This window comes from Pseudomonadota bacterium (assembly GCA_018817425.1).
Lineage (GTDB): Bacteria > Desulfobacterota > Desulfobacteria > Desulfobacterales > RPRI01 > RPRI01.
Genome location: JAHITX010000011.1, coordinates 1 through 21,700 on the forward strand (window position 1 = coordinate 1; position 21,700 = coordinate 21,700).

The window sequence follows — 21,700 nt, forward strand, 5'->3', positions numbered from 1 at the left end:
ACTTTCAAAACGTTTCAGTTTGGTCAAGCTCAAGGCGGGCGAAAATTTCAACCACAGGAATACATTTAGTATTTCGAGGATTGAAATTTGAGCCCAACGCAGAGATCGGCCAAAATGGGGCGTTTTGAAACTGGCTCAAGAATATTTATTAAATAGAATTGAGGTTAATCATGAAACAATCTGACGACTCATTCAAGTACGACGTGGTGCTGTCTCTGAATTCGTTAACTCGATTAAGGCAAAGTTTGCCGGAAATAGAAAGGCTCTATAAAGAAAAGCAAATTCTATCGGCAACTTTAAACCATCGCTTTTATGATCTACATGAAAAAAATTATATAAAGGGTACCATAGAAGCACATAACCTTGATCACATCATGTTTTCAATGAGGCCGAGTTCAAATAAACTTCTGAGTGATTTTGATCATGATTATATTTATCACTTTAAAAATTTATCACAACTCGTGTTTGTTCTCCAATGCATGGGGCGATATAATATTCCCGAGGCTATTATTGCTTCCAATAGCTTATTAAATTTAGGAGATCAAAAATCCATATGTGTGGCAGAAATTGAAGGGCAAATTTTATCCTTTCTCGATGATTTTTCAAATCGGTTTTCGAAAAATATAAACTTGCATAAACAATTTTGCTGGTTGTTTTCAGTCGACAGTATTCTGCCGAAGGTACGTAACCAGAAATTAACATTCTTGAATTCGTTTCAGGCAAGGCCTTATTCCTCAAAATACATTTACAATGATTATCAAATCAATAATTTAGAGAAAAACTTATTCTGGGTAGGGTTCGATCCTTCCTTTAAAGACGTGCCTTTGGATAAAGAATATCCCGAGACAAAGTGGACAACCCTATTTAAAAATAGTGATGCAGGGAAAGGTATTTATGAGCCTTATATAAGATATTGCAATAGATGTTGCCTCCCTGAAACTATGGAAGGAATATCTTTTGATGAAATGTGTGTTTGTGAACCCTGCCGTTCTTCAGAAGATAAAATGCATATTGACTGGGAACAAAGAAGGAAAGGAATTGATGGAATTGTTGACTCATTCCGATCCGACAATTATTACGACTGTATGTTACCAATGAGTGGGGGGAAGGACAGTACTTATCAAGCACATATTCTTGACAAGGTGCTATGTGTGACTCCTTTGGCCGTTACACATGGCCAGAATTGGTTGTCACTTGCAGGAAGGTATAATCTAGAAAATTGTCTGCAGAAATTTGATTTAGATCATATTGTGTTTAATATGAATCGACTTGTTATAAACAAAATGGCCCGGAAATCTATAGCTGCTATTGGTGATGCCTGCTGGCATTGTCATATAGGTGCCGGAACGTTTACGATTCAAACGACAATAGCATGGGAATTGGGTCTAATGTGCTGGGGTGAATCCCTTGCAGAGGAGGACGGTCGGAGTACTCATAAAGATCAAGAAGAAGCTTCGTTGTTATACAATCTTGAAGTTTCAGCTTTGGTTAAAGCTGAAGATATGGCAGATGAGTTTACTTCCACAAAGGATCTTTCTCCTTGGATTTACCCATCAGAACAAACCTTGAAAGACAAGAAGATACGATATCTACATTTAGGAAACTATTTTTTTTGGGATGAAGAACGTCAAGTCGAGTTTGTAAAGCGGAATTATGAGTGGATGGATGCCCCTGTTGAAAATTCCTATAAGCGTTATAAAAGTGTCGAGTGCGTGATGGCAGGGGTTCATGATTACTCTAACTTTATCAAGCGAGGCATAGGTCGTTCAACCGTTCAGGCTGCTCAGGATGTTCGGCGTGGGTTGCTCACAAGAGAGGAAGGATTTGAAATAGCAAAAAAATATGATACACAGCGCCCTCATGCTCTTGATTTTTATTTACAACTGACCGGGCTCTCCGAAGAAGAGTTCGAAGACGCTACCAAAAGAGCGCGTTCGATCAGTAAATATGCTAACAAACTTAATGGAGTAGAGCTATGATTAGATTACCCAAGGTGCGTTCTTCTGATTATTGTTCGATTGCTGATAAAATTTCTAATTTAAGATATTGTGAAGAAATTGTTCAATATTATGAAGATTTTATTGAACAATATAAATTGCTGGATAACAAGTATTCGTTTTCGGAAAGTGTAGACTTTGATTTTATTTTTGAACAGTTAGAGGAAAACCTTAAAATCCGTGATCGAGAATTGTTTGGAATTCCTTTTGGCATAAAGGATGTGTTTAATACAAAAGTTCTCCCCACATCTATGGGGAGTCAAATTTGGGAGGGATTTAAGGCAGGGAATAATGCTAGAATTGTTGATGAAATTGTTGATCGTGGAGGAATTGTTTTTTCAAAGACAACGACGGCAGAATTTGCAGTTCACTTTATCCAAAACAACAAAACAATTAATCCACATAATGCTTCCCGGATCACTGGGACATCTTCGGCGGGTTCAGCTGTTGCCGTTGCATGTGGAGCACTTCCAATATGTCTTGGGACACAAACTGCAGGATCGATCATTCGCCCCGCAAGTTTCTGTGGTGTGTTTGGATTCAAGCCTTCTTTTGGGGCTTTCGATAGGACAGGTTGTCTGAAAACAGCAGATACACTTGATACTATTGGTTTTCTCGGTTCAGATATCTCTGGGCTCCAAAGTGCTTTCTTATCAACTTTTCAACAAGATTTAAGTTATCCTCTTGCACAAAACTTTTTTCTGGAGCAAAGAAAAAAAAGCGAGAAAGGGCTATTGAAAATAGGTGTGATCAGCGACCAATTTAAGGGGTATCAGGATTTTGATTCACATGTGAAAAATGACTTTTCAAAGGCAGTTGATCTTTTGCAAACAAAAGGCAGTGATGTTTCTTTAATGAAAAATGTGGAATTTATAAATGATATACATGAGATGCATTACGCCATTTATTGTAAGTCCCTTTCATATTATTTTCAACAAGAGGTAAAACAAGGAGCCGCGATAAGTAAAATAATGTCTGAGATGATTTCTTTGGGAGATCAAATTCCTATCGAACAATATATAAGTGCGATTAAACAACAGCCTGAATATCGTCATCAGTTCGATGATGTATTTCGAGATTATGATTTTATTGTCACACCGTCAACGGCATCTGTTGCACCGCTCATCGAGACACAGGATGAACAGACTGGAAGGTCTGTTGAAAAAGATGATACGTGTCTTATTTGGACATTTCTTGGGTATCCAACACTCAGCATTCCTGCCTTTTGGTCAGAAAAGCATCAAATGCCTTTTGGGCTGCAGATCATTGCTCCGAAATATTGCGACTTGCCACTCTTGGAATTTGGTGAACATATAATGAAATGTTTGAGTGATGATGTATATGACGAATATGGAACCATTTGAGAATATATGAATATTATAAGAATTGATGATGCTAACTTTGAAGAATTTTGGCAATTATTTATCAAAGAAAATATAAATGTAGGGGTTTTTTATTCACTTACTATTTTAAATCAAGAATTGGAATATGGCAAAAAGAATGAAGCAGAGAACAAATCATTTATAATTTGTATAGATAATAGTCCTGTTGCAATAGTGCCCCTACTTCTTGAAAAATCTGATGGTTTAAGGTTCTTCTGGCCCAATTTAGGTGTAAGCCCCTTGTTTTGCCCTGTAGTTAGCTGTTTGTTGGGTCAAAAGATAAGACGAAAAATAAGGAACTTTGCTTTTGAGGAAATTCATAGCCTGGCAAATCAGTTTGAGGTTGCAAAAGTTATGCTGTCTATCCATCCGTCTGAATATTTTTATGAAAAAGAGTATTTCAATTATTTAACTAAATATGGATTTATAGATGCTTCTATTGGTACTCAGATAATAGATTTGACAGAAAAATTGGACACATTGAAGGCAGGCCGCCGTAAACATTGTAAGGCTTTAGTTAATAAAGGTTTAAGGGAGTATACGTTTTTTGTGATGGACAAAGATTGTGCTGACTATGAAATACACGAAAGATATCGGTTAATGCATGCTAAAGCTGCCGGCAGGGTCACAAGAACCAAAAAAACTTTTGATTTGCAGTATGAATCGCTCACCAAAGGTGAAGCCACTTTGATTGGCACTCAATATCGTGGAAAAGATGTTCAGATTATCTATTTTGACCATCTTAACCAATATGTTAATTACTCTTCTTCTGCAGACGACCCTGATTTCAATAGCTGTGATGTTCCAACAGCTCACTCATTATTATGGTATGCCATTGAGTACTTTAAGGATAAAGGGTTTAAGTATTTTGAGTTGGGTTCGCAGTTTTATGGACACCAGTTATTTAACCATCCTTCAGAAAAGGAGATTAATATTTCATTTTTTAAAAGAAGTTTTGGTGGAATGACAGTTCCTTTTTTTATGGGTGTTAAATATTATAACGAAGATTATATGAAAGCTGATATGGAAAACCATTTTCAAAAATTGGTTAAAAGCAGGCAAGTATAAAACCACACATCGATGTGTAATCCTTTGTATGTTGAATTAAAATTTTAGTTTTGATGGAATTTTTGTGAAAAATAAAATAGCTGTATTGTTGAATCATCCGAAGGATTTTGATTTTATAAAAAAAAAAATTGGGAAAAATATTTTACTTATTGCTCATGAGCAACATACTCGTCAAATTCTCAAACAGGTTTCATTAGAGTATTTTTATGAACCGAGTCAAGGTGATCCTGCAAAATTTGATGAAGTAAAATATTTTACTTTGAATTGGCACCGTGATGAAAATGGAAGAGATTTGTCATTTAATCAGGGTATTTCGCCAGGGCAAATTATCAGCGGCTCTGCATGGATTGCATTTGCCAGCTATTATCGGGAATATAACGCCCTTAAGAGGTGCTTGGAACAGATAGATATCCTCAATGTCTCCAAAAATGAACATCCCCGGTTTCTCCAGGTGGCCAAAACTTTTGGCGACCAAGTTCGAATATACGATCCTGGGCACTCGCAACCTTGTTTGAAAAGTGCGTGTGCAGAACGTGTTTTGAATGAATTTCCATTGATTAGACGTTTTTCTTTGGTGGCTCGGTGTCTTCAGAAATTGATAATGCCGTTGGTGAGACAACGAAAACACCTTTATGTACCGGACTGGACTAGTGATAAGGTTGCGCGCAATGATCCGCATGGGTTATGCCAGAACTCGGGAATGCCCTGGAAAGGTTTCTACTTTTCGCATAAAACCAATTTTTTCAAAGAAGCAGAGCAAGTGTTTCCGGAAAAATTGGGTGAGCATGCTGCTGTGTCTCACCTGGGGGAAGTTCTGAGCAGAATCGGAGCCAAGTGGGATGACAATCTGCTTTTTTTATGCAGCAAATACCTTAAGGAAACTTATCTAAAGTATAGGTCGATGTTTATAAGAACATACGCCATTTACCGGGAATTGCTTCATTATTATCAGCCCAGTCTGATCTCGGTTCCAGGCGAAGCCTTCGAGCCTTATACCATTATCCTTCAGATAGCCAAATCAATGGGAATTACTACCCGGTATCTGGGAGATGGGTTCGGGATTTTGGCAACAGAACCTTTATTCTTAGACGATACTGGAAAAAATTGGTTGTTTGATGAATTTGCCGGGCTTGGCAAGGGAGGGCGGGATAATTATCTCCTTGGTGGGGCAAGACCTGAGCAATGTTTGCTAATGGCAGCCCCGTTGTTAAGCCATCATAAAAATTTGCCGGTTCAGGATAAATGTTATGATGCGATTGTCATGACATGGATACCCATGCATTGGAATCCTTATTCCCGAGAGGAATTTGGCGGGCAAATGACAGCAGATGTTATCCGTTTACTGATGGCGCTTGGTAAACAAAGGATTGCCGTGAAAATCAAAGCAGAATCTCAACGTGGATTTTATGAAACAATACTTAAGGCCGAAGGGCTTTTAGAAAAAGTCGAAATTCTTTCTGGAATGTTTTATAAGCATGTCCTGAAAGCGGACATTATTATTGGTGGAATTTCCAGTGCTGTGGCAGAATCTTTTTATCATGGGATTCCTTATTATATTTATGAACCATATGAAAATGGTTATTCAAACGCCATGATTGAGAAATCATGTATTGTTAGTCCAGAACCTGTGTCCAGAACTATTAATGATTTGAAAATTAATATTATTAAAGGACGCATTGCCGTGGGAGTAACCCGTGAATATATGTTTGGAAGTGCTTAAGTAAATACATTTATCAGGATCTTTTTCTTTCATTCTTATGCTATGCTTGCTGCGACAGGTCGTCATTTAATTTTAATCGGATAAATTATGTTTAATATTTTTCGAGGTTTTTTTAGTCTGTATCCTTTTCAGGTCAGTGTCTTGTGTATATCGCTGTTGTGTATGAATTTGATAGAAGGAATTGGGCTTGGATTGCTGATTCCAGTATTTCAAAAACTTATCGGCGCCTCAGATGCTTCCAGCCGCTTCATTGAATGGTTTGATCGAATGTTTTTTTATATACACCTGAAACCCACCTTTTTGAATACCTTGATTTTATTGTGTGTTGTTTTTTTAATAAGGTGTGCTGTTTCTTTATGGGGGAGGCATATTAGTACTAAGATATCTTCAGATTTTCAGTTTGAAATAAAACAAAAAACTTATAAAAAACTGTTGGATGCACGGCTTGACTTTTTCTGGGCGCATCGTCAGGGTGATTTGATGAATATTTTGACAACTGAAGCAAACAGAGCCTCGTCGGCTTTTTTCCAGACCGCCCAATGGGTCTCAACACTGTTGTCTGTGTTTATATATATAGGATTAGCTATATTTATATCAGGGTGGCTGGCTTTAGTTGCTGTGATAGTTGCTATTGCTGTCTTATCTCCACTTACTCTGATAGCCCGAAAGGCCAGAAAATATGGTGATCTGACAACCGAATTGAATGAAGAAATTCAACATGAGCTTCTCAATGTTTTAGGAGCCATTAAGGTTTTGAAAGGCGCTTCAAATGAAAAAGATGCATTGCGACGATTTAAAGTGCAAAATAAGCTATTCAGAGATGTCTGGTACAAAATAGCCTTTAGTGCGAATTCGATTAACATCTATTCACAGCCCATAGCCGTAATAATATTGAGCTTTTTTATCTATGCCGGTGTCAAGTTAAATGTTGGTACTGTAGAGATAATGGTTTTTTTACTGGTGCTTTTACGATTGATCCCCACCATAGCAGCCCTTCAGGGGCTGCAGCATAATGTAAACAGTAATATGCCGGGATATGAACGTATTACCTCCCTTTTACGGGAATTGGATAATGCAGGAGAACGACAGGGAGGCTTGAAAGTGAATCCCTTGGAAAGGAAAATAGAGTTCAAGGGAATATCGTTTGAATATACTGAAGGTAAACGAATTCTGAATGAATTAAGCCTTAGCATTCCGGCAAATAAGACCACATCCATCGTAGGGCCGTCAGGTGCTGGAAAGTCAACTCTAGTAGATTTGATTCTGGGGTTTTATACTCCTCAGAAAGGAAAAATCCGCATCGATGATCAGAACCTTGAAGCAAGTGACCTGAATTCATGGCGGAATCAAATTGGATATGTGTCCCAGGAAGTTGTGTTGTTTAATGATAGCATAAAGGCCAATATTTCATGGGGAGATGAAAATATATCTGATGAAGAAATTGTCGCAGCTGCCAAAATGGCAGCTGCCCATGAATTTATTCTTGAATTAAAGAATGGTTATGACACGGTGATTGGTGATCGAGGTGTTAAGATATCAGGAGGACAGCGGCAGCGACTTGCGCTGGCCCGGGCATTGGTAAAGAAGCCTAAAATTTTAATCTTAGATGAGGCAACCAGTTCCTTGGATCATCATTCTGAATTGGATATAAAACGGTCAATAGAGGTAATGAATCGCTCTAAACAAATAACAATCATCATAATTGCTCATCGTTTTACAACCGTACAGGAATCTGACCAGATATTTGTTCTGGACCAGGGGAGGATCGTTGAACAGGGCAACTGGGAACAACTAACGTCAAATCAGGGCGGGTATGTTGCCCAAATTAATTCAGGAAAGGAAGAAATTAATTGAAGGCTGATTCATTATTTGACTTTAACTTGTGCCCAGAGTGCCGAAAGCCTTCTGTGCCAAAAATCAGGCCATTTTGTTCTATTAAACATTTTGCTGAAGAAAGGGTCAGGTGGATAGTTGTTTATGATATTTTAACTCCCGTAAAAAAGAATCGGTTTATTAAATATGCAAGGGAAATAATAAAAAGATCAGTTGAATTGATAATCGGTTCAACTGAATATCAATTTGTTGAAGGGATTATCGACTCTATTGAGAATAATGATGAAATTAGAGTAAAACAATCATTGCTTAATTCTATTAATCGATATGATTTTGAAAACCATTTTTCTGATGGCCGACAGTTATACTATCAAGCTCAATTGTTAGTTTTATTTAGGTTGATTGAAACAATATTATTCCTCAATGAATCGGCTATTGAGAGGCAGAATGATTCTTTTTTGGATCTTGGTGATTCAAACGGATTATTTATGAATGCAATGGAAGTGAGAAGTGGATTAAGCTCAAATATTCGATTTGAGTGTTGCCGAATGATTTATTATAATGGCATCTCAGCTATTCAGAGTGATGCCCAGATACTTCCGTTTAAGAAAGATTTGGTTATCTTTTTTGCTTCGAGCTTTTTGAACACGTGCCCAATATAGTTCTGCTACTACAAGAAATGGGGCGAGTTGCGAAGAGAAGTCTTTTTATTTCGATTCCTTATGTATCGAATAGCCGAGTTTGTACAAAAGGATATAGCAAAGGAAGATCAAAATCTGATCATATGTTTGAATTGAGTGTTACCGATTTTAAAAATTTATTATCTCAAGTCGATTTAAAGGTTGTCAGAGAAAAGTATCTTTGTCCCCATTCTCCCACAAAACATATATTAAAAAAGTGGCTGCGCCCAAATATTCCACATTGGGTTATGTTTGAAGTTATATCAACATGAATTCATATACAGTTCAGCTGTAGGGGGACTGTCGATTTTTTGCTTGTTTGGTCCTTATTTTACTGAAATTTCCCAACCTTTTTAGGATGATTAACATGACAATAAATTTAGAGAAACAAGATGTTTTATATACCGAAAAAATATATGCCGTTATCTGCGCTCGAGGAGGCTCAAAACGGGTCAAGAGGAAAAATGTTTTGCTTGTACACGGAAAACCTCTCATCGTCCATACAATAGAGCTGTCAAAATCCTGTAAGCTTTTTGACGATGTAATCGTTAATTCAGAGGATGCTGAAATATTGCAAATTGCCGAACAGTTGGGCGTTACAACTTATAAAAGGCCCGGCTCTCTTGCTCTTGATACTATTTTTCTTATTGATGTGATCAAAGAGATGATTGATTCCATGAAATTAGATGACTCACAGATCATAGGGATTCTTTTTCCGACCTGTCCATTACGGTCGATCGAAGATATTGAAAACGCCCTCTCTCTTTTTATGGAGAATGGCGGTGATACACCTGTGGTTAGTGTGACCAGTTATGAATATCCAATACAGGTTGCATTAAATATCAGAGAAGATAATAGGCTCGAACCGGTTTTTCCTGAAGACTATCAGCGGTCTACAAGGCATAATGCCCATAAAAAAAGTTATCACGCAAATTATTCAATAATTTTCAATACGGTTGGGAACTTAAAAAAACAGATAAATCTTATTGGGAATGACCCCATTCCCTATATCATGCCCTATGAAAGGTCAATCGACATCGATGAGCCGTTTCAGTTAAAAATTGCAAAAGCTCTGCTGGCCTTTAAGGAATAATTATGGAATTGCAAAATAAATTTTATATTTTGGTTACCCCCGAGGTTGATGATGAATTTGTCGAGTTGATGGTTCCGCTCCTGGATTCAAGGTTTGAATGGATACGGGTGGACCCATTAGGGGATAGTGAAGGATTTTACAATCACCTGAAAAAAGCTGATTGTTATATTACAAAAAATAAGGACTTGGGCGATACGGAATATAAAATTGCTGGCAACCTAAAATTATTTCAGTTGCCCATTGCAGGTTATGATGCTGTAAATTTATGTCGAGCACAAAAATATGGAATTCCTGTGGCGAATAATGGCGGGGCAAATGCTGTGTCGGTGGCAGAACATTTTTTTCTTCTTACTCTTGCTCTCTACAGACATTTATTGAATCACCATAATTCTGTGATGGACGGATCATGGATAAACTTAAAACACAGTAACTTGGAAATGGCCGGGAAAGAATTAGGAATAGTAGGGTTAGGGAATGTCGGCAGACAGGTGGCCATTCGTGCCCAGGCTTTCCAGATGAATATAGCATATTATGACATCATACGGCCTGACCCGGCATTCGAGAAAAAGTACGGTTTAACCTACAAACCTCTTGAAATTTTATTGCAAGATTCAGACATCGTTACGTATCATGTGCCGCTCACTTCCAAAACAAGAAACATGATCAACGAGGTAAGTTTAGGATCCATGAAATCAACCTGCGTCCTGATAAATACATCACGTGGTGAGATTCAGGATGAAGATGCAATTTATGATTGCCTGTCCCAGGGGCGACTCCTTGGAGCAGGGCTTGATGTGTTTAATGAAGAGCCGCTTCCGCGTGATTCCAAGCTTCTTACTTTAGGCAATGTTATTTTCACTCCGCATGCCGGACCAAGTTATGAGACTCGATTTAAAGCTGCACGAAATGTAGTCGAAAATATTCGTAGAATTGTCAGCGGAAATACACCCGTAAATTTAGCTGTTGATTATGAATCAATTGGCTGAAAAATTATGATAAATAGGAAATCATACAGTCTTTAATAGAAACAAGGAGAAAAAGATGCGTATTGGTATTAATGGTTTTGGCAGGATTGGTCGGGCAATTACTCGAATAATAGTGGAAAATAAATCTTTAGATATTGTGGCAATTAATGATATTAATCCTGATCCAAGTAATCTTGCATATTTGTTAAAATATGACACCACTTATGGTCGCTTATCAGAAAAGATCTGGGCTGATGAGCGCAAACTATATATCAATAATGAAACTGAAATTGCACTGTATTCTCAAGAGGATGTAACTAAAGTCCCTTGGGATAAACATGGGGTTGATTTTGTTATTGATGCTTCGGGCGTTAAAAGTTGTCTCCAGAAATTGCATAGTTTACAGAATCTTGGTGTTAAAAGGTGTGTCGTGACCAATTCTCCTGAGGACAGTAATATTAAATCGATAGTGATGGGTGTTAATGAAAAGACCATTAATTTAGATGATTATATATTATCATCAAGTATATGTGACGCAAATGCTTTTGTTCCTGTAATGAACTTGCTTCAGGAAAATTTTGGTGTTGATCATGGCTTCGTCACTACTTTACATCCGTGGCTTGGATATCAAAATTTATTAGACGGACCTTCCATGTCTGTTTCCGACCCGGGCCATATTCATTCAACCTATGTTTTGGGTCGTTCCAGTATTAATGCGTTGATCCCCAAAACGACTACTTGCATTAGTGCCTCTTGCCGTGCTTTGCCGTGGCTGGATGGTAAGTTTATGTCTCTGTCTTATAGAGTCCCTACAATGATTGTCTCGTCTGCTGATATATCGGTTAAACTTGAAAAGAACGTAACCCGTGAAGAGATTAAAAGGGTATTTGAGAACGCGGAGCAAATCCAGCAATATAAGATTATTAAGAATGTTAATGAGCCGTTGACCTCTATAGATTTCACAGGAAGTGAATATTCAGCCATCGTTGATCATAGATGGCTTATGGTGAACGGTCATTCCTATTGCAAATTTATCCTTTGGTACGACAACGAATGGGGGTATAGTTCTCGGGTTATTGATTTAGTACATTATCTGGGAACACTATAAAATTAGCTGGGTTTATTGCATCTTCCTCAATTTTGATTCATACTAAATGGGATGTCATGGAAAATCGGTTTTATGTGCTTGACTTTGATGGGGTAATTTGTGACTCCAGAGCGGAATGTATGATAACCTCCTTTAATGCCTATAATAGATTTAATCACTCAAAACAAAAAAAGGTTTTTACCTGGGAATGTATTCCTGAATTTCAAAGGGAACTTTTTTTTAAATACAGGTACCTTGCCCGGGTGGCAAAAGAATTTAAATTACTTTGGGATTTGATTCTAAACGGTCACTCTATAGATGTAAATTTACCTTTAGGCGAGCAAGCAGATGACGATGAAACCCAATTGAATTTCTACCACACATTGTTTTATGATGAACGTTCTTTCTGGATGGGTTCTGATATCGGGTCGTGGTTGCAACATAACCCTCTTTATCCTGGGATCGCTCAAAAAATCACTTCATTGCAGAATCAACATTCGTTTGGAATTATCTCAGCTAAGGACAGTTATTCCATTGCGACAATCCTTCAGGCGAATTCAGTATCCATTGATAAAAATAAAATTTTTGGCAGCGAAGCTGGAGATAAACCAGGTCATTTCAGAACCTTGCGTCTTTCAAATACTGAAGATAATATAATTTTTATTGATGATAATTTAGACAATTTGTTATTAGTACAAAGTTTAGTAACCACTCCTTATCTATCTCTCTGGGGATATAATTCCCAAAGATGCGTGGAGCTTGCTCAAGAGTATAGAATTAAAACCTTATCGCAAGAAGAATTTTTGCATATGGATTAATCTTTTTTTGGGAGAGGAATTGTATGTTCTCAGAAAAATTCAGCCTTTTTTCCATCACAGAAACAATATGAATATATTAGTAGCCAGCTGCGGACATAAAGATTTTTTAAACCCGGTTGAAGCCTGTCAGGCTATTGTGGGTGGATTGAATCGTTGGTCCTCTAACCATGGGATTGAAGTTGCTCCCATGGCTGATGGGGGGGATGGAACTATTGATGCTCTTATTGCCGTCAAAAAAGGGGGAATAGTAATTGTAGAAACCCATGATGGTCTTTTTCGAACGAGGGGGGCCAAGATGGGTGTTAGTGAGGATCAGAAGACGGCAGTGATTGAAATTGCTGAGGCTGCAGGCTCAGCAATATTGCAGCCGCATGAGCGTCAGACCATGATTGCAACGTCTTTTGGTGTGGGGGAATTAATTATAGCTGCAGCCAGATTAGGTTGTAATCGGATTGTTATTGGGCTTGGCGGATCCATTGTCAGTGATTGTGGTATTGGAATGGCTCAAGCTTTAGGTGCAGTTTTTCTTGACAAAAAAGGCAATCGTCTTGCGCCAATTGCTAATGGTGGTTTCAATGCCCTCAGCTTGAAGTCGATTGACAATATTGTGCTTGATGATCTTAAAGTAAATGTTGATGAGTTGGAAATTCATATTGCTTCAGATGTTGCAATTCCTTTACTTGGGTCAAATGGGCAGGCAAGGACATTTGGCCCACAAAAAGGAGCGAATATTGTTGAAATAGAGTATTTGGAAGAAGGTTTCGCAAATTTAGTTCAAGTTTTTCGTGAACGTTTCTTTAAAGATATTGACATTCCTTTGGCCGGGGCGGCGGGTGGACTTGGAGCTGGGCTGTTCGGATTTTTAAACGCAAAATTGTATTTAGGGGCACAATTCATTGCCGAGGAAATGGGCTTGGCCGGGAAAATATCTAATGCGGATGTTGTTATTGTCGGGGAAGGATGCCTGGATGAGACGACCTTGTGCAATAAAGGTCCTTATTATATCAGCCAGTTGGCAAAAATGAATAAAAAGAAGTTTATTGCTGTAGTTGGTAACGTTAATAAATCTGCCGATTTCTCCTCCTTTTATGATCACATTAGCTGTTGCTCTGATTTTTATGATAAGAATGAAATATTAACCGCAACAAAGATAAAAAAAACATTGGGGAAAGCAATTTATAAAGTAATGAGTGAATTGTTTATTCAATAATAATTTAAGAGGTTGTAACATGTCCCGAATCAATAAAATTATAGAACTGTTAGAAAGCAAACAGCCCGCATATTACATAGGCACCGGTGACTTTACCTATGAAAATGGCAAAAAACTTTCCCAAACTTATGTTGATTATATCAGATTAAATACTGAACATGGCCCTTTTGATCTCGCTGGAATTGATGCATTTATGAGAGGTCTAATTGACGGAGGTCCTACAAAAAGTGGACACCGAACTCCTGCGGTTATTGCAGAATTACCTATTGATGGTACAGATGAAGTTACTGTTAGATGCAATGCATGGATGATTAAGCAGTTGCTTGCTTTGGGGCTTCATGGCTTAATTTTATGCCATGCCGAAAATCCGGGAGCTGTTCGTGCCTTTGTGGAATCGGCAAGATTTCCTTTTAATTCAATTGGAGTTGGTGATAATTTAGAGCAAGGTAGGAGAGGGCATGGTGGAGAAGATAATGCATCAAACATATGGGGAATCAGTAAAGAAGCATATTTGGAAAAAGCTGATGTATGGCCTCTTAATCCAGATGGAGAACTTATTCTTGGTATTAAGATGGAAAATAAACGAGCTTTGTTGAATGCTGAAAAAACAGCATTGGTGCCAGGCATAGCATTTGGAGAATGGGGGCTGAGCGATATGTCCATGTCCTTTGGATATAGAAAAAAACCCGACTTCCCACTTCCCATTGAATTAGAAGAAGTCAGAACAAAAATTTGGAATGCATGTAAAAAAGCAGGGCTTTATTTTTTAGGAATAGTCACTCCAGACACCGTAACCGAAATGATTGATAGAGGTCTAATGCTGTGTAGGCCGACTGAGGAGTGGGCTGTAGAAATTGGCCGGAAATATACAGGAAAAAATCTTTCTTAAGATTGTATTTGCTAAATTAATTAACAGAGGTCCAGCCAGAGCAAAAATGCCAATGAAAATAACAGAGAAGATTTATAAAGAGTATGTTAAAAATTATGAGCCGTTTCCTTGGGACAGACGTGAAGATGTACCTTTTCCAGAGTTTCGTGGAAAGCACACACTTCTGATAAGTTTTATACGATATTATAAGGTGCTGGAATATCTTCAGTCTTGTTGTTCTGGCAAGCCTGTAGAAAGTATAGTTGATGTCGGACCTTTTCCGGGGATAATGGTTCAATTGATTAAAGAATTTATGGGTAAAGAAATTAAATATATGGGAGTTGGTTTACATTTTTCTGATGAATATTTACTGGCAATGGAAAAGCTTGCAGCTAAATTGTTTTCAACAGATTTTGATCCGGAGTTTATCGAGGCAGAAGAATGTAAAGAATGGCCAGTTGAGGAGAATGACGTCTGTTTGCTCTTAGACGTGATTGAGCACCTTGTCAACCCTGTGTATTGTCTGGATAAAATTAATCATTCGTTGAAGGTGGGCGGACATCTTATTCTCACAACTGATAATATGACACCTTTTGGAAGGGTGTATTCGATGGCTAAAACCGGAGGGTCTCCCAATGTACATCCCATGCAATCAAGCCTGTTTTATCGAGGAGCATGGCGGCCGCATTTCAGGGAGTATTCGAAGGATGAGTTGATCTTCTATCTGCAACACTGTGGATTTAAGGTGGTAAAGCATGAGTATTTTGAAAGAAAACAGGCCTGTTTTTATCTTGATAAGAAAGGAAATGTTTTCGAAAAATCTAAATATACCGGGCTAAAGGGGGCCATAAAAAAAATAATTGTGACATCTGTTCCGCATCTCAGAGATCATCAGATTCTAATTGCAGAAAAGAAAATAGATTATAAAGATAATGTTTGTAATCGGCCCCAACCAACCCACTCCAAGGAAGAATGGCTCAAAATGAGAGCCGAGGCCAAAGTCTATTAGATGCCTGCCATCAAGTATACAAATTTACCACCCCTTGTTCGGGGCTCCGAGGTTTTCTTATAATCTGCGCATGAAGATTTTAATAATAGGCATCTCTAAAGATAATCTGGAAAAGTTAAAATATAATGGTTTTGATTTTGTCTTCTCGTTGGATGATCGTGTTACACATGAGGATATAACGCTATGGATGGGGCGCAATCAAGAGAATAGTAATGTTTTTCAGAAAGAAGAATATTTTAAAGAGCTGCATACCAAATCATTGGATCGTGCTGTGGAGTATTATACAGATTTTGTAGCTGAGTGGCCTGAAAGTTATGTAGATGATTCAGGTAAAAATTTTAAAGAACAATTTCAGTGGAATCGGATGTCGACATGGTGGATTTCCAAAATAGTCGAAAAAAATCCACCGTCTGTGAATCAATCTTATTATCTTATTGCATATCTTTTGTTTCTAAAAAGTATTATATGCAAAGAGTGCGATATTACAGTGGCAACTGATGATAAAATATTTGCAAAGGCCATTAAAAAGAACTGGCCTGGACTGAAACTATTTATTTTATATGATCTGAAAAATAAAATAACAGCAAGAATCTCTGAAACAATAAAACAGTGCTTAAGGGTAGTCGGTTATTATATTCAGCTTGAGATTTTCAAATGGTTGATTGGAAATGGTGATTTCGAATGTATTTCAAAAGCAAAAAATAATATATTTTTTGTTACATTATATCCTATCAATTGGGTATGGCAAGGTGATTATAAAGTTGACAGATTATATTCAGATACTCCTTTGCTCGATGAGAAATTCGATTTTAAATCGGTATATTTAGTTTCATTCTCTTATTTGCCTTTAAAACTTTTGTTAAACCCTAAAAAGCTCAAGGCTAATTTAGATAAACTTTCAAGCGAAACACAGAGGCCGGTTGTTTTTTTAGAGTCATTTATCTTGCGACGAGATCTGTTTAAAATTTATTTCAATTTTATTGAGCAGTTTAATAGCTACGCAAAGATGAAAACGAAAAATTTTAAAGAATCCTTTTGGTTCAGAGATCTCAATGTGGAAGCTTTGTTTCTACCAATAATTCATAATGGAGTTAAAGAGCAGCAGAAGTTTGGGATTGCTTTTCAGCGTTTCGCAGAACAATTTTTATCACCCCAAATGTATATAACATATGCTGATACTAGAATTCAGGGCAGAGTAATGGCTCATTGTATAAAAATGGCAGATAAAAATAATTTGCTAATTGGTATTCAACATACAACATATTATAAAAACAAGTTATATCCTTACCATCGGAGAAGGGAAATAGAACAGCAAACTCATTTTGATGCAATACAGCGAAGTCCGATTATTGATGGGTTTTTTATCCAGGGAATGCAATATAAAAAAATTTTAAAGCAATTTTATCCTACAAAAAAAATACGAATTATAGGATCCCTTAAATATGATAGTTATTATGAACTATTAAAAATAAAGGCATCTATTAAAAAAGAAGTCGTGAGTGCATTGGAATTAAAGTTAGATCAAAAGGTCATTTGTATTGCACCTTCAACTAATGATATAAGTCTTCTTATGCTTTTTTTAAAGAAGACCATAAGAGTATTTGATGGTACAAAATTGATTTTAAAACTCCACCCCACAACCGATGTTGAAATATTTAAGAGTGATATTCATTTTCAAGAATTAAATACAGGTATACAAATTATCAGCAATTTGTCCACTCCCCATCTGCTTTTAGTATCTGATTTAGTGATTTGTGCAGATTCAACAGTTGCTATAGAAGCGCTTATCTTTGGTTCCCAGTCAATACGCATTACAAAGCCTAAAAGACTTCCCCCATATGATATGGAACCTGAAATTCCCTGTTTTAGTGATTCGAAAAGTTTTATTGAGTGGTATGCCAAATGGGAGACAGGTTCAACAATAGGCAAAAGTGATCTGGCGGAAAAATATTTATATAAAATCGATGGGCAAACAAAAAATCGATTTTGGCAAGCTCTTCAAGAAATTAAGAGTATTTAAATTGGATATGCAATACATTAAAAATTTTGTTAAAAGAAATGAATTTTTGATGAAGATTTATCTTTTTATGTGGCCAGCTCTGGAGGACCTTAAAACAAAACGGATTCGTACAGCAATTCCACTGTATATCGGAAACTTACTACCGGACTTATTTTTTTGTGACAGAATTCGCGCAGTTCTTCTTTGTATTGCTGGTGCCAGACTTGAGGAGATTAATTCGAGCATGGTTCGACAGGGATTTTTTATCGAGTGTGCTTCAAACCTGTCAGCTGGAAAACATTTTCATGTCAATCGAAATAGCTATTTCTGTGGGAATGATAAGATCGATATCGGATGCTATGTGACGATCTCACATAATGCACAGATCCTGACCATGCACCACAGAGGTGAAAAACATGAGCAACTTGTTTTTAAACCGGTTGTTATCAAAGACTACTGTATAATTTATGCGGGGGCGATAATTCTTCCTGGAACAGTATTGGAACAGTATGTGGTTGTGGGTGCTGGGGCTGTGATTTCAGGGCAAACTAAGCCAGGCGGAATTTATAAGGGAAATCCAGCGCAATTCATAGGTTTTAGAAGAGATGTAGATCTTAATGGAAGCTGAAGTTTATTGGCAGATAAGGCAAAATATTGGAAGAAGCAGGAGGGAAAATTCCCTATGAGAATTGCTGTTTATTGGGAATCAGAGCTTTGGGGTGGAAGCGATAGCCACCTATTGACATTACTAAAAAATTGGCCGGATCAAAATGATAGGTTTACGATTTTATACAATCGGAATAATCAAGGGCACGAACGCATTTCTGAGGACCTTCAGAATTTAAAATATGTTAAAAGCGTAGCGTTTTCCCCTGTGTTTGATATTGTGGCTAAACATAATTTTATAAACAATTTTGTAGCCAAATTCAGAAAAATATTGAATTATATGGCAAAGCCATATTTTTTTTGGAAAATGGTTAGGAAATGTCGAAAATTGTTAGTTGAGCATGGCCCTTTTGATGGTGTCCTTGCTGACAATGGCGGTTATCCAGCGGCTTGGGGAGCTTTGGCTGCAATTATTGCAGCAAAGCAGATAAATCTACCCAAAAGACTTTTACTTATTCATCATGCAGCAACAAAACCAGGTATATATACATGGGAGATTTTTGAGCATTTTGTTGATCGAATGATTTGCCGTAGTGCCACTGACCTGGTTGCCGTGTCTCAGGCCACGCGACAGACATTAATCGACTATCGCTGGTTTAATACCACTATTAATCCCATTCGCGTGATTTATAATGGTATTGATTTGCAAGATTCAGGAAAATTGGGTAGTGCACCTGAAAGCATGAATTTGCGCCAAGTATTTTCCTTGGGGGATTCGATAATCGTCGGTATTGTGGGCAGAATTGAACGTGTTAAAGGACATGAAGATTTGATTGCTGGCTTTGCTCTTCTTTCGAAGGAGTATCAGCAAAAGATGAAATTACTGATTATAGGTTCTGGCGACTCGGGGGAGATTGAGCGATTAAAAAAACTTGCTAATTATTTGAAAGTGCAAAATTTCCTATTATTTACCGGCTACCTTCCTGGATCTTCTCAAACTATAATTGTCCAATTGAATTTGCTGGTAGTTATGGCAAAAGACTTTGAGGGGTTTGGGCTAAGTATCGGCGAAGCAATGAGCGTGGGAACACCTGTGCTCGCGACTCGGGTGGGCGCTATCCCTGAAATCATGAATGAACGAGTGGGGTCCTTAGTTTGTCCCGAATCACCTTATGAAATATGCGATGCTTTGGTTACGTTTGTTGAGAATAGAGAAATATCTAAACAGAAAGCAGTATTGGCGAAGCAACACATCAGGAAATTCAGTGCTGAACGGATGGCCAAGCAGTTTCATATGCTATTTGCTTCAAAATAGAGGATAGTTTCTCCACGATAACGTTTATCATTACAAGATCGCCCCATTAATAAGCTGGCTTGCAATACCCGACCTTTAGACTTCCCAAAACGGGGAGGGCGTGGGCAATTTTATGAGGTTAAACAAGGAAACAAAGGATCGTTAGAGATGACAAAACAAAGAATTTATATTTCTGGGTGTGGTGGAATGTTAGGAGAAGCGTTTTACAGGCAATTTAGAGCTGAATATGAATTGAAATGCACAGATATTGATGTAAATGAAGACTGGCTTTCGCACCTCGATTTTAGGGATTTTGACGTATACAGGGAGGATGTATGCAGCTTTGATCCCGATTATCTTTTCCATCTTGGTGCTTATACTGATTTGGAATATTGTGAATTGCACCCCGATGAAACGTATGTAACCAACACGCTTTCGGTAGAAAATGCGGTTTATATAGCAAACCAATTAAATATACCTGTTTTATATATAAGCACTGCAGGAATTTTTGATGGAGGCAAAGTTGCTTACGATGACTGGGATAATCCCGCCCCATTGGGCCATTATGCCAGATCTAAATATGCAGGAGAGTTATTTGTTAAAGAAAATGTAAGAAGGCACCTGATCTGCAGAGCTGGGTGGATGATGGGGAGTGGGCCTAAAAAAGACAAGAAATTTATTCAAAAAATAATGAAACAAATAAAAGAAGGCAAAAAAAAACTATATATAGTGAATGATAAATTTGGGACTCCAACATACACTCATGATTTTGCAAAGAATGTAAAATCATTGATAGAAAAAGAATATTGGGGCCTATATAATATGGTTTGTGATGGAGAAACGAGTCGTTTGGAAGTTGCTAAGCAATTACTCGGTATATTGAATCTTGATAACAAGATCAAAATAAATGAAGTTTCTTCAGATTACTTTAAAAAGGAATATTTTGTCGAAAGGCCACCATCAGAAAGACTTTTGAACAGAAAGCTCAACTTACGAGGCTTGAATATTATGCGAGATTGGAAAATTGCCTTGAGAGAATATATCAACGATTATTATAACGACTATCTATAAAAAAGTATCAACCTTGATTGGCTTATTTGAATATGAAAAAAGTAAGTGTAATAATCCCGGCCTACAATAAAGCAGCCTTGACCATCAAGACGATTAAGAGCGTCCTTGGTCAAACATATGGAAATATTGAAATTATTGTCGTTGATGATGGCTCGACAGATGACACGAAGAATAAACTTCAATTGTTCGGAGATAAAATTCATTATATATACAAACAGAATGGCGGAGCATGCAGTGCGCGTAATGTAGGCATAAAACAAGCAACAGGAGAATATATTGCGCTTATTGATTGTGATGACATTTACTACCCTGAGAAAATTGCAAAAAGTGTTGAGTGCTTGGAAAAGAAAAGTGATTATGGCTTTGTATATACTGGAGCGTATTTAATAAACGATGACGGTGATGTCATTTCAGAACACCGGATCTCAGATTGCCTTGCTTCAGGATGGATAGCATCAAGATTGATCTTGTGTAACTTCGTTTGTAATTCGACAGTTGTTATAAGAAAAGAATGCTTTAAAGAAGTCGGATATTTTGATGAAAATATATTTATACCAGCAGATTGGGATATGTGGTTAAGGCTCTCAGAAAAATACAAGGCTTCATATATTGATGATAAACTTACCGGTTATAGACTTACTGATAGTTATACAGCATCAAACATGGAAACGGGGCTCAATGAAATCAATTATGTTCTTAATAAGGCGCTCAGCAGAAACAATCACCTTTATAGTGGATTAATAAAAAGGTGTCTATCAACCGTGTATTTCACATATGGCGTAAACTATGCAGTAATGCAAGATTTTAAACAATCACGGGAAACATTGTTAAAATCCGTGTTAAATAAACCATATGGTTTGAGGGGGATTCTTTTATTGGGGGGAATGTTATTTGTTCCAAAATTATGTTGTAAGATCATCCTCTATCTGAGACCTAACAAATATCACCTAATTTCCGTCTGATCTCCTGATTTGGACAGGGTTCTGTAAAAAGACCCATT

General features: G+C 37.4%; 18 protein-coding genes. All 18 read left to right on the forward strand.

What is annotated here, in order from left to right; translation table 11 throughout:
• Window positions 1–170: 170 nt before the first annotated feature.
• Window positions 171–1,979, forward strand: coding sequence for an N-acetyl sugar amidotransferase (locus KKC46_02375; protein ID MBU1052658.1), 1,809 nt, complete (start codon window positions 171–173; stop codon window positions 1,977–1,979).
• Entirely contained in the window at window positions 1,976–3,361 is a 1,386-nt protein-coding gene (locus KKC46_02380) for an amidase (protein ID MBU1052659.1), read from the forward strand. Before KKC46_02375 ends, KKC46_02380 begins: the two co-directional genes overlap by 4 nt.
• A gap of 6 nt (window positions 3,362–3,367) precedes the next feature.
• A complete protein-coding gene (locus KKC46_02385) occupies window positions 3,368–4,447 on the forward strand; it encodes a hypothetical protein (GenBank protein MBU1052660.1) in 1,080 nt (359 codons plus the stop codon).
• A 64-nt stretch (window positions 4,448–4,511) separates the two neighbouring features.
• Complete coding sequence (locus KKC46_02390) at window positions 4,512–6,167, forward strand: hypothetical protein (GenBank protein ID MBU1052661.1); 1,656 nt, start codon at window positions 4,512–4,514, stop codon at window positions 6,165–6,167.
• A gap of 162 nt (window positions 6,168–6,329) precedes the next feature.
• Window positions 6,330–8,021, forward strand: coding sequence for an ABC transporter ATP-binding protein/permease (locus tag KKC46_02395; protein ID MBU1052662.1), 1,692 nt, complete (start codon window positions 6,330–6,332; stop codon window positions 8,019–8,021).
• A complete protein-coding gene (locus KKC46_02400; protein ID MBU1052663.1) occupies window positions 8,018–8,662 on the forward strand; it encodes a hypothetical protein in 645 nt (214 codons plus the stop codon). Before KKC46_02395 ends, KKC46_02400 begins: the two co-directional genes overlap by 4 nt.
• A gap of 385 nt (window positions 8,663–9,047) precedes the next feature.
• The gene (locus tag KKC46_02405) at window positions 9,048–9,773 is read left to right on the forward strand and encodes an acylneuraminate cytidylyltransferase family protein (GenBank protein ID MBU1052664.1); all 726 of its coding nucleotides are present in this window, start codon (window positions 9,048–9,050) and stop codon (window positions 9,771–9,773) included.
• 2 nt (window positions 9,774–9,775) lie between these two features.
• Window positions 9,776–10,759 (forward strand): hypothetical protein, encoded by a 984-nt coding sequence (locus KKC46_02410; protein MBU1052665.1) that lies wholly within the window; start codon window positions 9,776–9,778, stop codon window positions 10,757–10,759.
• A 55-nt stretch (window positions 10,760–10,814) separates the two neighbouring features.
• Entirely contained in the window at window positions 10,815–11,846 is a 1,032-nt protein-coding gene (locus tag KKC46_02415) for an aldehyde dehydrogenase (GenBank protein ID MBU1052666.1), read from the forward strand.
• A 56-nt stretch (window positions 11,847–11,902) separates the two neighbouring features.
• On the forward strand, window positions 11,903–12,643 hold the full coding sequence (locus KKC46_02420; GenBank protein ID MBU1052667.1) for a hypothetical protein: 741 nt from the start codon (window positions 11,903–11,905) through the stop codon (window positions 12,641–12,643).
• Between the two features lie 19 nt (window positions 12,644–12,662).
• The gene (locus tag KKC46_02425; protein ID MBU1052668.1) at window positions 12,663–13,853 is read left to right on the forward strand and encodes a glycerate kinase; all 1,191 of its coding nucleotides are present in this window, start codon (window positions 12,663–12,665) and stop codon (window positions 13,851–13,853) included.
• A 19-nt stretch (window positions 13,854–13,872) separates the two neighbouring features.
• Complete coding sequence (locus KKC46_02430; protein ID MBU1052669.1) at window positions 13,873–14,742, forward strand: hypothetical protein; 870 nt, start codon at window positions 13,873–13,875, stop codon at window positions 14,740–14,742.
• A 52-nt stretch (window positions 14,743–14,794) separates the two neighbouring features.
• Window positions 14,795–15,730, forward strand: a complete 936-nt coding sequence (locus KKC46_02435) for a hypothetical protein (GenBank protein MBU1052670.1) — start codon at window positions 14,795–14,797, stop codon at window positions 15,728–15,730.
• A 70-nt stretch (window positions 15,731–15,800) separates the two neighbouring features.
• Complete coding sequence (locus KKC46_02440; GenBank protein ID MBU1052671.1) at window positions 15,801–17,750, forward strand: hypothetical protein; 1,950 nt, start codon at window positions 15,801–15,803, stop codon at window positions 17,748–17,750.
• A 7-nt stretch (window positions 17,751–17,757) separates the two neighbouring features.
• Entirely contained in the window at window positions 17,758–18,357 is a 600-nt protein-coding gene (locus tag KKC46_02445) for an acyltransferase (GenBank protein MBU1052672.1), read from the forward strand.
• A gap of 6 nt (window positions 18,358–18,363) precedes the next feature.
• On the forward strand, window positions 18,364–19,650 hold the full coding sequence (locus KKC46_02450; GenBank protein ID MBU1052673.1) for a glycosyltransferase: 1,287 nt from the start codon (window positions 18,364–18,366) through the stop codon (window positions 19,648–19,650).
• 147 nt (window positions 19,651–19,797) lie between these two features.
• The gene (locus KKC46_02455; protein MBU1052674.1) at window positions 19,798–20,700 is read left to right on the forward strand and encodes an NAD(P)-dependent oxidoreductase; all 903 of its coding nucleotides are present in this window, start codon (window positions 19,798–19,800) and stop codon (window positions 20,698–20,700) included.
• A 32-nt stretch (window positions 20,701–20,732) separates the two neighbouring features.
• Window positions 20,733–21,662: a glycosyltransferase gene (locus KKC46_02460; GenBank protein MBU1052675.1), complete on the forward strand. Its 930-nt coding sequence runs from the start codon at window positions 20,733–20,735 to the stop codon at window positions 21,660–21,662.
• The last annotated feature ends 38 nt before the right edge of the window (window positions 21,663–21,700 follow it).

Excerpts from the sequence above, each read along its gene's own strand:
- KKC46_02375 (MBU1052658.1), top strand. The coding sequence starts at position 171 with ATGAAACAATCTGACGACTCATTCAAGTACGACGTGGTGCTGTCTCTG.
- KKC46_02380 (MBU1052659.1), top strand. The coding sequence starts at position 1,976 with ATGATTAGATTACCCAAGGTGCGTTCTTCTGATTATTGTTCGATTGCT.
- KKC46_02385 (MBU1052660.1), top strand. The coding sequence starts at position 3,368 with ATGAATATTATAAGAATTGATGATGCTAACTTTGAAGAATTTTGGCAA.
- KKC46_02395 (MBU1052662.1), top strand. The coding sequence starts at position 6,330 with ATGAATTTGATAGAAGGAATTGGGCTTGGATTGCTGATTCCAGTATTT.
- KKC46_02405 (MBU1052664.1), top strand. The coding sequence starts at position 9,048 with ATGACAATAAATTTAGAGAAACAAGATGTTTTATATACCGAAAAAATA.
- KKC46_02410 (MBU1052665.1), top strand. The coding sequence starts at position 9,776 with ATGGAATTGCAAAATAAATTTTATATTTTGGTTACCCCCGAGGTTGAT.
- KKC46_02415 (MBU1052666.1), top strand. The coding sequence starts at position 10,815 with ATGCGTATTGGTATTAATGGTTTTGGCAGGATTGGTCGGGCAATTACT.
- KKC46_02420 (MBU1052667.1), top strand. The coding sequence starts at position 11,903 with ATGGAAAATCGGTTTTATGTGCTTGACTTTGATGGGGTAATTTGTGAC.
- KKC46_02430 (MBU1052669.1), top strand. The coding sequence starts at position 13,873 with ATGTCCCGAATCAATAAAATTATAGAACTGTTAGAAAGCAAACAGCCC.
- KKC46_02435 (MBU1052670.1), top strand. The coding sequence starts at position 14,795 with ATGAAAATAACAGAGAAGATTTATAAAGAGTATGTTAAAAATTATGAG.
- KKC46_02440 (MBU1052671.1), top strand. The coding sequence starts at position 15,801 with ATGAAGATTTTAATAATAGGCATCTCTAAAGATAATCTGGAAAAGTTA.
- KKC46_02445 (MBU1052672.1), top strand. The coding sequence starts at position 17,758 with ATGCAATACATTAAAAATTTTGTTAAAAGAAATGAATTTTTGATGAAG.
- KKC46_02455 (MBU1052674.1), top strand. The coding sequence starts at position 19,798 with ATGACAAAACAAAGAATTTATATTTCTGGGTGTGGTGGAATGTTAGGA.
- KKC46_02460 (MBU1052675.1), top strand. The coding sequence starts at position 20,733 with ATGAAAAAAGTAAGTGTAATAATCCCGGCCTACAATAAAGCAGCCTTG.